The 15,030-nt window shown below is 38.1% G+C and carries 11 protein-coding genes; 1 reads left to right on the top strand and 10 read right to left on the bottom strand.

The window, feature by feature from the left end:
• Window positions 1-350 precede the first annotated feature (350 nt).
• From OL225_RS04490 to OL225_RS04455, 8 genes are all read right to left on the bottom strand, one after another.
• Window positions 351-2,537, bottom strand: a complete 2,187-nt coding sequence (locus OL225_RS04490) for a TonB-dependent receptor domain-containing protein (protein WP_047378239.1) — start codon at window positions 2,535-2,537, stop codon at window positions 351-353.
• A gap of 371 nt (window positions 2,538-2,908) precedes the next feature.
• The gene (locus OL225_RS04485; RefSeq protein WP_255816070.1) at window positions 2,909-3,460 is read right to left on the bottom strand and encodes a DUF2652 domain-containing protein; all 552 of its coding nucleotides are present in this window, start codon (window positions 3,458-3,460) and stop codon (window positions 2,909-2,911) included.
• Between the two features lie 59 nt (window positions 3,461-3,519).
• Window positions 3,520-4,932, bottom strand: a complete 1,413-nt coding sequence (locus OL225_RS04480; protein WP_264517413.1) for an efflux transporter outer membrane subunit — start codon at window positions 4,930-4,932, stop codon at window positions 3,520-3,522.
• A 17-nt stretch (window positions 4,933-4,949) separates the two neighbouring features.
• Window positions 4,950-8,090, bottom strand: a complete 3,141-nt coding sequence (locus tag OL225_RS04475) for an efflux RND transporter permease subunit (protein ID WP_264517412.1) — start codon at window positions 8,088-8,090, stop codon at window positions 4,950-4,952.
• 9 nt (window positions 8,091-8,099) lie between these two features.
• Complete coding sequence (locus OL225_RS04470) at window positions 8,100-9,245, bottom strand: efflux RND transporter periplasmic adaptor subunit (RefSeq protein ID WP_264517411.1); 1,146 nt, start codon at window positions 9,243-9,245, stop codon at window positions 8,100-8,102.
• 218 nt (window positions 9,246-9,463) lie between these two features.
• On the bottom strand, window positions 9,464-10,378 hold the full coding sequence (locus OL225_RS04465; protein ID WP_047378244.1) for a helix-turn-helix domain-containing protein: 915 nt from the start codon (window positions 10,376-10,378) through the stop codon (window positions 9,464-9,466).
• 85 nt (window positions 10,379-10,463) lie between these two features.
• Window positions 10,464-11,210, bottom strand: a complete 747-nt coding sequence (locus tag OL225_RS04460) for a metallophosphoesterase (protein WP_264517410.1) — start codon at window positions 11,208-11,210, stop codon at window positions 10,464-10,466.
• Window positions 11,211-11,321: 111 nt separating this feature from the next.
• The gene (locus tag OL225_RS04455; protein ID WP_264517409.1) at window positions 11,322-12,710 is read right to left on the bottom strand and encodes an MFS transporter; all 1,389 of its coding nucleotides are present in this window, start codon (window positions 12,708-12,710) and stop codon (window positions 11,322-11,324) included.
• Window positions 12,711-12,853: 143 nt separating this feature from the next.
• Here OL225_RS04455 and OL225_RS04450 point away from each other — a divergent pair, with 143 nt between their 5' ends.
• Entirely contained in the window at window positions 12,854-13,324 is a 471-nt protein-coding gene (locus tag OL225_RS04450; RefSeq protein WP_264517408.1) for an Lrp/AsnC family transcriptional regulator, read from the top strand.
• An 82-nt stretch (window positions 13,325-13,406) separates the two neighbouring features.
• Here the strand turns inward: OL225_RS04450 and OL225_RS04445 are convergent, their stop codons facing one another.
• Window positions 13,407-13,922 carry a hypothetical protein gene (locus tag OL225_RS04445; protein ID WP_264517407.1) on the bottom strand — a complete coding sequence of 172 codons (516 nt, stop codon included), beginning with the start codon at window positions 13,920-13,922 and terminating at the stop codon, window positions 13,407-13,409.
• An 18-nt stretch (window positions 13,923-13,940) separates the two neighbouring features.
• On the bottom strand, window positions 13,941-14,993 hold the full coding sequence (locus OL225_RS04440) for a hypothetical protein (RefSeq protein ID WP_264517406.1): 1,053 nt from the start codon (window positions 14,991-14,993) through the stop codon (window positions 13,941-13,943).
• Window positions 14,994-15,030: the final 37 nt, after the last annotated feature.

Below are 15,030 nucleotides of genomic sequence, written 5' to 3'. Positions count from 1 at the left end.
AAAATCTGCGAGAGATATTTTTTAACACAAAGATTAAAAAAAGAAATGGTAACACTTTTAAGGAAGCAAAGAAAGCAACTCTATTGCTTACGAAGCTTTATAGTAATACATACACCTAGAAAGAGTCAATGCAATTGGTTCAAAGCTTTGCTTCCTTAGAATAGTAAGGACTTCAGATAAAACCCTTGCGTTAAAATTTAATTTGGCTCATGCAGATTTAGGAGATTTTGCAGATTTTTTTAACAAACCTCAAGGTATCTTTCACTTCTTCACTCTTCCTACTTCCAGCCTAAAATAAAAAGCAGATTCCGAATGGGAACCTGCTTTCATTTTATCTAACAAATCTTGAATTATTTTCCGCCGCCACCATTTTTCTCCACGTCGGTTTTTGTATTTTCTTTTACTTTCTGATTTCCAAAACGCTTTACAAACGTAAGAGAAACCCCATACCAGTCCCATTTTGAATACTCTCTGAAAGTTCCGTCCGGGCTGTAAGTGGTATTATCCCCATAAGGTCTTTTAAAAATATTCATCAGCTGCATACTCAGTTCCATTTGGGTTTTCGGGAAAATTTTGGTGACTGAAATATTGTGGAATACATTGGTATTATTAGCATATGAGTTCCCGTTATTCTGATTGGCAAGCTCTACCCAAGCACTCAGGTTAATGTTTTTATTGAATAGATTGGTATAAGAAACATTCGCAGAAGCTCCCCAATAGCTGATATAATCTTTGGCTCCTAACTTATTTTTTTCATTAAAATCTTTATTATTAATGTAGTACCATCCAAATCCGGCATTTACATTCAGCTTATTTTTCAGGAAGTTCTGATTGGTATTGGCAAAAAGGTAATATTTTTCAACTTTCCCATCAAAGTTCCCCGGTAACGAAACTGTTCTTCCGTTTTCCGTTACATAAGTCGTCCAGTAATCCTGATTGGTATGCATATATCTTGCAGAAATAAAATACTTTTTCAGAATTCCGAATTTCAGATAAAGCCTGTCATTCGGATTGGGATTCAGATAAAGGTTTCCTCTGGAATACGTTCCATTAATTTCCGGCATCACAAAAGGATTAAACTCAGAATACCACGGTCTCCAAATGGTTCGGTTATAAGTAAGGCTCAAATCAAATTTCTCTGAAAAACTATATTTCAGCAATAGATTGGGAAGAAAAGTACCATAAGAATCTTTTCTCTCTGTTCCTGCTACGTCCTGTGTTACTTTATAATCAATATATTCATAACGGATTCCGACTCTTGTTTCCAGCTTTTCAAAAAAAGTCTTGCTGTAATTGGCATATAAAGAGCTCAGATGATCTTCATAATGGAATCTGTCATTCCTGGATAGATTGGCATATTCCGGTGTGGGATTATCAATACTGAACCCATAGAGTCTGTTAGGAATAACATGATTATTCAATTCGGTTTTTCCTCCCACTTCCATGGTTCCCCCTGTTTTACCAAAAGGATGAGTATAATCAATTTTCAGATAATAATTACGCATTTGGTTTGTACTGACAACTCCCAGCTGCTGATTAGTAATTACCCCCTGCTTATTAATTTGTTTGTCAATCAAATTATCATTATTATCGCTGGAATAATTGGTTCCCAAATTAATATCTAAAATCCTGTTCTTTTCTTTATCATAATATTTATAGAAGGCATTGGTCCCTAAATTCCGGCTGAATCCCCAGTTATTTTGTGTCTGAAGGAAAGATTCACCGGGATCTCCGTCTTTTTTAGTCACCCCGTTAGATTCTGCTGAAAGTAAGTTTCTATTCTGTGAATACTCCAGCACAAATCCGAAATTATTCTTATCATTGATTTCAAACTCTGATGTAGAAGAAAGAGACGGACTTTCATTTCTCATCACATTTTCCAGATTGAACTGCGTAAGCTTATTACCTTCAAACCGGTTATCCCAGGTCTGGGTTTTCTGTACATAAGTTCCATTGTTGTAGCCTCCTATAAAAGTTTGGGTAAACTTTTTCTTGTGATAATTCAGGTTAAAATTCGTGTATTGTGAATTCTTGGTACTTTGTCTGTTGTTCAGGGAGATACTTCCTTTCAATCCTTCGTCATCCCTTTTTTTCAGGACAATATTGATAACGGAACCGGAGGTTTCATATCTCGATGAAGGGCTGGTAATTACTTCAATTTTCATCAGGTTATCAGCAGGAATTGTCTTAAGATATTCCTTTAATTCCTTCCCTGTAAAAACTGATTTTCTATCATTGATGTATACGGTAACCATCTGCCCTTCGGCTTTTACATCATCATTATTATCTATGCTTACCAAAGGAGTCATTCTAAGAACATCCCATGTTGTATTTCCTGCCAGAATTGCACTGTTAGCTACATTAAATACAGTTCTGTCTACTTTAGATTCTACGGTCGGTTTTCTGGCAACCAGAGTAACCGCTTCTATTTCTTTTGTATTTCCTTTTACAGTATCCTTTGCTGCCGGAGCCTGAGCCTGCTGAGCCATTGCTAATGATCCTGCTAATATCGCTATTGGAAATAATATTACTTTCATGTGAAATTATAGTTTTTACTATAAGACCATTATCTTCACAATTTTGTTACATCAAAAAATAAAATAAATACTTAATTCCCAATAAGATACCAATTAAAAACAGAACCATAAATTAAAAAACAATAAAAAATCCTCAATAAAGCGATATAATATAAATTACTTCCATAATAAATATTCTTAAAAGTACATTTTATCTGTAATTTAAATTTTATTAAAAAAAATCATAATTTATCATTTATACGTGAATCTTTATTATGAAAACAAGTTACTCATTTTCTCAATTCTCAAAGATTTGCAAACAAAAAAGCCCGGATCTCACCCGGGCCGCTAGCAATAGCAAATTTACAAGGATTAATATTAAAAAATATATGCTAGTTTAAATTTTCAAAATAATGGATAACGCCTACTTCAGGCAGACGAAGCGGATCTTTATTAAAATCAGACTCTTTATTTCTGCTGTTTTCCAGGAAAGAATTACTGAAAAGAGCATATGAAGGCTGTTCTGCCAATCCGTTTTTCAAAAGCTGATGTGCCTCCACAATCGTTTTCCCATACAGCTTTCTGAAGTTTCCAATATTGTATTGTGAAAAAGATCCATAATGAACAATAAATTTGAGTGCCAGATCAATGGTAGTGCTTAAACTCTTACTCAGCTCCTCTATCTTTCTGTTGAATGCACTCCTCATCTTCCACAACATTTTGGAAATGCTCTGGTAAGACGGATTTTCATCATAACGGTAAAATAAAATGGCATCCCCCTCAATCTCAGAAATTTCAAAGTACTGATCGTTCACATCAATCAGTGTAGACAATAACTGTCTTACAATATACTCGCCTGTATACAATTTTGTATTGAACACAAATTCGGTAAATCCGCTGAAATCCGGAATTAAAATGATCCCCTCCTGTATATTTGTCTTCATAATGATATGGATTAAAAAACCTGCTTCATCATTACAGACGAAGCAGATTCAATTTTACTTTATTGCCATCCGCCACCTACAGAGCGGTAAAGAGCTGTAATAGCATTCAGTCTCTGGGTTTTCAGAGAAGCCAGTTCCAATTCTGCCTGAAGTTTGTTCGATTGAGCAATGATCACCTCTACATAAGTTGCTGAATTATATTTAAATAACAAATCAGCCTTCTTCACCGCTTCACCGGATTTCATGGCCAGCCCTTCAGCAATTTTCTGCTGTTCTTCGAGTTTTTGGATCTGTACCAATGCATCAGAAACTTCACCTACCGCTTTTAAAACAGACTGTTTAAAGTTGAGCTCTGCCTGATCCGCCAATACTTTAGACTGCTCATACTGCGTTTTCAACTGTTTCCCATTCAGAATAGGCTGTGCTACAGCTCCTGCCATCATTCCGAACAGTGATCCCGGAACGCTGAACCATTTACTGATCTGGAATGCATTTACACCACCTTGCGCCGTAATATTCAACGAAGGATACATGCTCATTTTGGCAACATGAATTGCGGCTGCACTTTTTCTTACCTCAAGTTCTGCCGTTTTAATATCCGGTCTGTAACTTAATAATTCTGAAGGAACCCCTGCAGCAATATGATCCGGAGACTGTACATTGTTCAGGCTTGCACTTCTTTCAATTTTCCCGGGCATAGAACCGGTCAGCAGACTCAAAGCATTTTCCTGGGTTTTCACAGAACTTTCAATCGCTGGAATTGATTTCAGGATCTGATCTTTCACAATTTCCTGCTGCTGCACTGCCAAAGCCGTTGTTAATCCTAATTCCTGCTGTTTAGCCAGAAACTTCAGAGTATTATCAGCATAAGCCAGATTGGATTTTGTAATTTCCAGCTGAGTATCCAGCATCAGAAGATTATAATATCCCTGCACTACAGCAGACACCACTTGTGTTTTTACCGCCTTTGCTGCTTCCTGCGTTTTGAGATATTCTGCCAGAGCCTGTTCTTTTCTTCCTTTGATCTTACCCCAGATATCGGCTTCCCATGAAAAACTAAGAGAAGCTGTATAATCTTCCATATATCTTTTTCCCATGAACTGCCCGGCCATCATTCCATTCATACTGTTGTCTGAAGGACGATTGATATTCGCATTGGCAGAAGCACTTACCGTTGGAATATTCCCCCATTTACTCTGAGTATAGGCCAGGGAAGCAAATTCAATCTGTTTTAAAGCTACCTGAAGATCATTATTCTGTACCATAGCTTTATCAATCAAGCCTACCAGAACCGGATCTTTGAAAAAATCTTTGTAGCTGATCTTAGCAATATTTTCATTTTGATCCGAAACAAGACTATCACTTCTGAAAGCTTCAGGCATTTTTACCTCAGGCTGTTCATATTTCTGTACTTTACAGGAAATTGCTGTTCCCGAGATGAACGCGATATATGCTATATTTTTAATTTTCATTTTTAAAATCATTTGAATTAATATTCCCAATCCGCATCTGTTACTACCTTTCCGTTGATTCTCTCATGCAAAGCCTGGAATACCACGAAAAGAACCGGAACCACAAAAATCCCTAAGACTGTTCCGAAAAGCATCCCTGAAATGGCTGCATATCCGATAGAATGGTTACCCATCGCTGAAGGTCCTACCACAAAGATCAATGGCAGTAATCCTGTAATAAATGCAAGAGAGGTCATCAAAATAGGACGCAAACGTGCTTTTGCCCCTTCTACAGCAGAAGCAATAAGGCTTTTTCCTGCTCTACGTCTTTGAATCGCAAATTCTACAATCAGAATACCATTCTTCGCCAAAAGCCCAATCAGCATCACCAAAGCAATCTGTACATAAATATTATTGGATAATTCTGCGAATGTAATCCCTACAAATACTCCTGATAAACCTACCGGAATAGCAATCAATACGGCTAACGGAAGAATATAACTTTCATATTGTGCAGATAAAAGGAAGAATACAAATACAATACATAGCCCGAAGATCATAACAGATTGCGAGCTTGAACCCGCTTCTTCACGGCTCATTCCTTTATAATCGTAAGTATATCCCGGAGGAAGCACCTGCTTACTCACTTCTTCAATGGCTGCCATAGCCTGTCCGGTACTGTATCCCGGAGCTGCCATTACCGTTAAATTGGATGAATTAAATAGATTGAAACGGTCTACCACTTCAGCTCCCGTCACCTGCTTCAGGCTTACCAATGTATTAATAGGGACCATTTGTCCTAAATTATTTTTAACAAAAATTCCGTTCAGGGATTCTTTATCCTGTCTTGTCTCCGGAGTAGATTGCACCAATACTCTATAATACTTTCCGAATCTGTTGAAATCCGAAGCCTGAATACTTCCGTAATACCCCTGCATCACTCCTAATACATCAGAAACGTTTACACCCAGCTGAGCAGACTTCACTTCATCTACAAGCACTTCAAACTGCGGATACGTAACATCAAAGGTGGTAAATGCTACTGCTACTTCCGGTCTCTGCATCAAAGCTCCCATCATTCCATAGGAGATATTTCCTAAATTCTGAAGCTCTCCGTTGGTACGGTCTTGAAGCACCAGTTCCATCCCGCTGGTATTACCGAAACCGTCTACCGTTGGGGTATTGATCACAAGGAAATTAGCTCTTTTATCCTGAGAAAGCATTCCCTGCGTTTGTCCGATGATATCATTGATGTTATTCACTGCTCCTCTTTCGCCTCCTTTTTTTAATTTAACGAAAATAGAAGCTGCTGAAGATGACATAGAGCCACTGAATAAGTTTAATCCGTCTACTGAAATTACTTTGTCCACAGCAGGATTTTTCATCAATAAGTCTTCTGTATCAGAAACTACTTTTGACGTTCTGTCCTTTGAGGCTCCCGGAGCAAGATTCGCGGTTACAATAATGAAACTCTGATCTTCATCTGGAATAAATCCTTTTGGTGTTGTCATAGACATCCACGCGAATAAACCTCCAAAGGCTACAATGATGATCAAGGCCACCCATTTTCTTTTTAAAAGGAACAGTACAGCTTTTCCATATCGGAAGGTCAGCTTATTGAAGCTTGCATTGAAACCTGCAAAGAAACGGTCTTTGAAATTCATCTTCTCATGCGTTCCGGGATGGTGCTGTTTTAAAAATAAAGCACATAACGCCGGGCTCAGTGTCAATGCATTGATCGCTGAAATTACAATGGCAATGGCCAATGTCAGGGCAAACTGCTGGTAAAACAATCCTGTAGAACCACTCATAAAGGCTACCGGAACAAACACCGCAGACATGATCAGCGTAATCGAAACAATTGCTCCTGTAATCTCACTCATTGCCGACATCGTAGCCGCTCTTGGGTTCAGCTTTTTATGCTCCATCTTAGCATGAACGGCTTCTACCACTACAATGGCATCATCTACTACAATACCGATTGCCAGTACCAAGGCAAACAACGTCAAAATATTAATAGAGAATCCGAAAACTTTCATAAAGAAGAACGTTCCTACGATGGACACCGGAACTGCAATGGCCGGAATCAAAGTAGATCGGAAATCCTGAAGGAAGATATACACCACAATGAATACCAGGATAAATGCTTCTATCAATGTATGAATCACCTGTTCAATAGACTGATCCAGCGCATCTTTTGTTGCATATGGAATTTCATAATCCATTCCTGCCGGGAAAGATTTTTCCAGTTCTTTCATTCTTTCCTGAAGAGCGATCTGCACTTCATTGGCATTGGAACCTGCCATCTGGAAGATCGCCATCGTTACAGACGCTTTCTTATTATAATTGGAAGAAACCGTATAACTGTAAGCCCCGAATTCTACTTTGGCAATATCTTTTAATTTTAAAACTGAACCGTCATTCAGTGCTTTGATAGTGATATTTTCATATTGCTCAGGCTCTGTAAATTTTCCTTTGTAGCGAAGAACATACTCCATTACCTCTTTACTTCTCTCCCCTAATCTTCCGGGTGCTGCTTCGAGGTTTTGCGTCTGAATAGCACGGGAAACATCAGATGGAGTAAGATTGTATGAAGTCAGTTTATTAGGATCCAGCCAGATACGCATGGAGTAATCTTTATTTCCATACACCATTGCATCTCCTACTCCTTTTACTCTTTTCAGTTCCGGAACGATGTTGATTTTCGCATAGTTTTCAAGGAAAAGGTCGTCCATCTTTCCATCTTTACTGGTGAGGGAAACCATTGCAATCATACTGTTCTGTCTTTTCACCGTGGTGATTCCCGCCTGAATTACCTCTGCAGGAAGCTGGTTGGTCACCTGAGCTACCCTGTTCTGCACGTTAATAGCCGCCTGGTCAGGATCTGTTCCCAGTTTAAAAATAACAGTAATACTCAATGTACCATCGTTACTTGCTGTAGAAGTAATATAGTCCATATTTTCTACCCCATTGATTGCGTTTTCCAGCGGCGGCGCTACAGACCTTGCAATGGTTTCAGCATTAGCTCCCGGATAAGCTGCAGTTACCATAACGGTAGGCGGTGCAATGTCTGGAAATTTGGTAATCGGAAGACTCACCATACCCACGATTCCCAGAATAACAAGCAATACGGAAATCACCGTTGCCAGTACGGGTCTTTTTATAATTTTCTTTAACATGATTTCTTCTTACGATTTTTTCTGTTGAGCAGTTTTCTTTTGTGCCACTACAGGAGTTCCCGGCTGTAATCGGTCGAAACCGCTGGTGATATATTCGTCTCCTGCCTTAAGCCCTTTGGCTACAATGAAATTGTCACCGACTTTACCATTCACTTCAATCGGAAGCATGGCCGCTTTCCCTCCCTGAATGGTAAACACAAATACTTTATCCTGAATAGTTCTGGTAGAAGCAATAGGAAGTAAAATAACATTACTGTAGAATTGATCCAGTACAATTTTACCGGTATTTCCGCTTCTTAAAAGATTATTGGGATTGTTGAATTTTGCTCTTAATGTAATTGATCCGGTTGTTTTATTGAACTGCCCTTCCACAGCATCAATCTTTCCTTTTTCAGCATATTGCTCACCACCGGAAAGGAGTAATGATGCTGCAGGAGTATTTTTAATCACCTCATCAATACTGCTGCCTGTGTATTGTTTCTGGAAATTATTAAAATCATTTTCACTTAAACTGAAATACGTATATACCTGATGAATATCTGACAGCAAGGTGATCGGTTCCTGATTCCCCGGGGCCATCAAACTTCCCAAACGATAGTTGAATCTCCCGATAAAACCACTTACCGGGGCTTTAATTGTAGAGAAATTCAGATTGATTTTTGCTGATTCAATAGAAGATGTTGACTGACTTACAGCTCCTCTTGCTCCATTGTAAGCCGCTTCCGCTTCTTTCACCTGAATTTCGGAAACCATTTTGTTTTTAAACAGTTCTTTTTTTCTATCCAAATCAATTTTAGAGGTTGAAAGACTGGCCTGAGCGGTAATCAAAGCCGCCTGAGCACTTCTCAACTGCTCACGGAAAACCTGATCTTCAATTTTGAACAGAGGCTGGCCTGCTCTCACAAAGTCTCCTTCATCCACAAAAATTTTGCTTAAATATCCTGTTACCTGAGGTCTGATCTCCACATTGGAAACACCCTCGATAGATGCTGCATATTCTCTGGAAACAGAAGCGTCTCCCTGTGTTACCTTTGCAACAGGTAATTCCGGTGCCTGCTGCTGATATCCCTGGTTTTGATTATCTTTCCTACATCCCGTCAAAACGATCAGCGAGAGGAAAAGTAAAGTCGATTTTTGAATAAAAAATCTTTGCATAACAATAGTCCTTTTAAATTTTCCGGACAAAAATCGAACGAAAAAAATTCAATAGGATTATTCAAAAAACTCCTTATTTTGTCAAAAAGACTCCTTATTTTAAAAAATATGAGAAATATCATTTATAGACAATATAAATAATACTATTTACTTTTTTAAATCGAAATTATAGTTGAAATTTGGTAAAAAGACGTCTTAAAATCTTAAATCACTGATTATCAATACAAGTCATCTTTTCTGTATTCCAAAGGAGATCTTCCTACATGTTTTTTAAAAAATTTACTGAAAGAAGCCTGGTCTGAAAACTTCAGTTGTGATGCTACTTCACCGATATTCAGGTTAGGATTTCTCAGCAGCAATCTGGCTTCTACCGCTAAAACCTGATGAATAATATCTCTTGGGGATTTGAACACCGTTTTATTGATCACTTTCGTAAGGTATTTGCGACTGATAAAAAGCTTGTCGGCATAGAACTGAACATTATGCTCTTCTTTGAAATGATCCTGAACCAGCTTAAAAAAACTGGTCGTCAATTCATCTTCCCTATTGGTTACCTGATGAGGTTTTTCTATTTTCTTGAAATAATTATCAATTTCATAGATCACCAGTGAGAAATGATGCCAGATCATTTCATTGAAATAATAATTATCTTTTTCCTTATCATTCAAAACCTTAAGTTCATCGAGATGGAAATTCAATTTCCTGTACACATCCTGCTCATTTCTGACGATATGGGTAGGATCTGATGACAAACTTTTCAGAACATTATTTGACTTATAATTAAACCCTGCATCAGAAATAAAATTCAACGAGAAGAAAATATACTTAGCATTATAATCATCGGTAATTTCATCCAGCCAAAAAGTTTCTAACATAGGACAAAAAACAATATCACCTTTGGAGACCTCATAGCTTTTATCATCCAACCTGAATGTAACTCCTCCCTTCTGTATCATAAAAATGCAGAAATAATCTGAACGGTAAGGCATATTGGGCTTTATGATATAATTTGCCTTATCAATTTCCATCACCACAAATTCCTTGATTCTAAGATCAAACTCAACCTGCTGAAGCACTTCATCAAAGGCTAGCTGTGAAACAAAATCAGGTTTCGGCTGGGATTTTTTAGGCATTGGAAAGAAAATTAAACACGAAGATAGTTGAAAAAGGAAAAAAAGCCAAGAAGGCCAATAATCGAATTACACTTTTTATTGTTTCCTAAACAACAATCAGCAATTCTTTATCATATCCGTTGTATTTTTCATCAATATAACCATGGGGATTACAGATGATCTCAGTTTCTCCGATTTTATATCTGCACGGGGTATGAATATGTCCGTGAATCCAGTACAGCGGTTTGTATTCTGTCAATAAACATTCCAGATCGGAGGCATAAGCAGATGTTACCGGATCTTCCTTATAATGTTCCGGAACAGATTGTATACTGGGTGCATGATGGGTAACGACTATATTTTTAAGACCTTTTGAACTTTCAAGACTTTCTTTTAACCATTCTTTTGAAAGCTGATGGATTTTGAAGGTATCCAGTGTCCTCATTTTCGAATAGGAAGGATCTCTCCTGATCATTTTATAATCATTCATTTTGGACTGGCAAAGCATTCCGTACTGAACCGGATTCCCAAAGATGGAAAAATCCGTCCACAAAGTTGCTCCATGAAAACGAATTCCATCAATGTCTACAAATGAATTTTCCAATACGTGAACATTAGAATTCAAGGAAGCGTCTCTGATCTTATGGAGCGTTTTTGGATATGAACCTTTATAGTATTCATGATTGCCCAAAACATAAATTACAGGTTTATCGGGAATTGCATTTTTAATCCATTCAATTCCTTTGGTTCCCAAATTGACATCACCTGCCAAAACAACAATATCAGAATGATCAAAACATAATTCCGTACTTCCAAATTCCCAGTGGAGATCACTGATGATCTGTATTTTCATGATGAATAGTAAAAAACCAAAGATAATAAAGCTAAACGGAAAGACAAAAAAAGAACCGACACCTAAGCACCGATTCTTCCTCATATAGTTTGTGTATTTTTAGGCCACCTGCTATGAAACAGCCACTTTTGTCTGCTTCACTTTTAAGCCCTTCATTATAAAATAAAACAACATTCCGAGCGCCAGAAGAGCATAGCTGATTAAGACAACCAGATTCAGACTTCCTACTGAAAACCCTGAAGGAAAGATCTGGCTCATTAAAGTCATGAAAGACAATCCAATACCGGCTCCCAAAAAGTAACTTGTAGAACTCAAACTTGATGCCAATCCGTAATTGGAAGGCTCAACATCCTGGATTCCCATTACCGAAAGCGCGGTAAAACAAAACGTCATTCCAACTCCTGAAATACATGCTGCTCCCAACAAAACTACAGCCAGCGGATGTCCGGTATAAACGGAGGTCAACAGTGACAGCCCTCCCATCAACATAAACAACCACCCTAACACTCCCATTTGGGAAGAGCTCAGACGTTTTGATACATGCGGCAGAATAAATTTAGCCGTCAAAGCAGATATGATACTGAAAGGAACAAGCATTAATCCTGCTGAAGCAGCGCTATAGCCCATATCTTTCTGAAGCATCAATGAAATCAGGAATAAAAATCCGATAAAAAATGCCCCCAACGTAAAGAATACGGCATTGGAGATCACTAAAGATCTGTGTTTGAATAATTTTAAGTCAACTAAAGGTGCAGCAACGGATTTCAATCGGTAATATACCATAACCAGCAGCAATACCGCCAGAATCAAAGAGCCTATGACCAGGAATGGCTGTTCTTTAATATGGACTAATTCATGGGTACCGTAAGTAAGACTTAAAAGTCCAAGCACCATTAGTATCCCGGAGACCATATCTGTTTTCTGTGCGGTTTCATTTTTCTCATCTGCAGGCAGATAGTAATAAGACAGCACAATTGTTATTAAAAGAATAGGCACATTAATCAGAAACACCCAGTGCCAGCTCAGGTAGGTACTGATAATTCCTCCTACAGAAAGGCCGCTTCCTGAACCGATAGCAGCGAATGAACTGAAAATTCCGATAGCATGATTCCTCTCCTGCTCTCCTCTGAATGTATTGGTGACAATGGATAGCGCAGACGGCATCACCAATGCGGCTCCTAATCCCTGTAAAGCACGGAAAACAGCCAGCACTTCAAAGTTTTGAGACAATCCTGCACCTAATGAAGTCAGCATAAAAATCAGTGCCCCCAGCAAGAACATTTTCTTTCTTCCGATCTGATCTGAAAGCTTTCCGCCAATGATCAGAAATCCTCCAAAGAACAATACATAAAGGGTCTGCAACCATTGAACCGTCTCTGCTCCAATCTGAAACTGCTGCTGAATAGAAGGAATTGTTAAATTAATAATGGCAATATCCAAAGCCTCCACAAATGTTCCTACCGATGCTAAAATTAATATTAAATTCTTCCTTGTACCCATGTTTCAAATTTCCTGCAAAATTAAAATTAACAGAACGTATTTGAAAATTTAACCTTAAATTTGGAACAATATTATATATATAAAATATTTATAAGAACAAAACTACTGATACACCATACAACAACCTATAAAAACAGAACAAAATGGCAACTGAAAATTATATACCCGATGAAAAAGACTTATCCATCCTGCGTCTTCTTCAGAAAGATGCCAAGATGAGTATCCGTGACATTTCAGCAAGAATCAATTTAAGTCCCACTCCTACTCATGAACGCATCAAACGTATGGAAAAACAGGGGATTATTAAAGAATACACTGCTGTTGTAGACCGTAAAAAGGTCAATAAGGGAATGATGGTGATCTGTATGATTGCCCTGAGTGTTCACAATAAAAAAACTGCAGGAAAATTTATTGAGGAAGTGGGCAAGCTGAAGGAAGTTGTGGAGTTTTATAACATCAGCGGTGATTTTGATTTTATGCTGAAGATCCTTGCTCCCAATATGGATGAATTCCATGAGTTTTTTGTGAACAAATTATCAGAAATTGAAGGAATTGGCCAGACCAAGAGTATTTTTGTGATGAACAGTATCAAGGAAAGCGCCCAGATTGTTTAAGACAAAATACAAAGCAACTGTATGAAAATATACAGCTGCTTTGTATTGTAAACCAGAATATTCCAGAGTAGTTTCTCATCATTTATTTCCAGTAATTCCAGACTGACCCGTCAAATATTGCCAGTGTCTTACTGGTTGTATCGTAACAGATCATACCCGGGTACGGATTTTTTACACTAAGATGTGGTGTTGTTATTTTTGGAAGAATCATGGCCTTATTCTGAGATTCAAGGACTAACACTCCATCAGCAGTACTTACCGCATCTCCCATAATAACTCCTTTACCTGATTCAGCAGAATTATTAGCAACAACTGTACTTGAATTACCGGCATCGGATAAAGATTTCCAGGTGTCATTTTCGTAGACTTTTACTTTATTATCTGTGATATCAAAGATCAATGTTCCATTCACCAAAGTTCCGGTAGGGACTCCGGATGTTGCAGGAAGAATCAAACCTTTTGTATTTCCGGGAACGTTATCAAAATCCAATACGGTACTGTTTCCATCTACTGTTTGTTTTCCAATAGCCACCTGAGCAAAAACTGAATTAAAAACAATCAGGGCAGCTGCTATACTTATATTTCTTACATTTTTCATAAATTCTTTATCAGTAGATTAATCGTTACAGCTTTTTTGTACACACTTCCATTCGGTACCGTTATAAAGCTTTACACATTTGTCCTGGATATCATATAAAAGCATTCCTTCTTTTGGATCAGTAATGGCATCACCAGGTTGTGGTGACTGGCTCACATGCTGAACTCTCGTCATGACAAAACCTTTATTTTTTGATTCCATCGCTAAGAATCCATTGGGTATGTTTTCCGGCCAAGAATTGTTTTTCTGCTGCACTGTAATTCCAAATTTGGTAAAGCCATCAGGCGTTCCTGAAGCTGGTGGTTTTGTACAGAATCCGTCCAGGTCATCAATAATAACCGGAGCGTTACCACAGCTTGTTTTATCTTCAGACAGTCCTTCCGGCCAAAGTCCCGGGCACATGGCTTTTGTTGCATTAGGGCCGCAGAAGCTTGAATTCCCCATCCCCAATCCTGTGACAGATCCCATGGCAATTGTTACTATCTGACTATCATCACTAATAATGGAGCCTTCCCCTCCTCCACTTACATCTGCTTTTGCAATACAGTAAGCTTTTCCGGTAGGATTTCCAATATATTCAACAGAGGGATAAGTCTTAGACTGCTGGGTAAATGTTCCGCATATTTCTACAACACTATTTGTTCCCATCTCAATAACAGAAGTTGCTCCAGGGTAAAATCCGCCAAAAGAAGGGTCTTCCTGAATAACCGATCCTACCAGTGCTAAAAATGATTTGGTTCCTAGTTTAATTTTTGAATTTTTCTGAGATCCGAAAGTTCCTACTTTCACTGTCCCGGTAGACTGAACACTTGTTCCATCACCTATTTCCAGGACTCCATCTACCTGAATACTATTAGATTGAAGCTGCCCGGATTGAATAATAAGTGTTGCCCCATTTGGTATGCTTATATTCGTACTTACATTAAGGTTACTGTTAAGACAATAGATATTTCCACTGGTCATCGCCTGCCCTGTGTAAGGAATACATTGAGCATAGGCTACAGCGCTGAAAGCTAGCATTAATAAAAAAACGACTTTTTTATTAATATTTAAAAAAAATAATTTATTCATGTGCATTTATAATATTTTAACAGATTATTGTTGCTTA

Origin of the sequence: Chryseobacterium viscerum (assembly GCF_025949665.1) — a bacterium.
Classification (GTDB): domain Bacteria; phylum Bacteroidota; class Bacteroidia; order Flavobacteriales; family Weeksellaceae; genus Chryseobacterium; species Chryseobacterium viscerum_A.
Note: the sequence above shows the minus strand (reverse complement) of the source record. Positions and strands in the feature narration are given on the sequence as shown.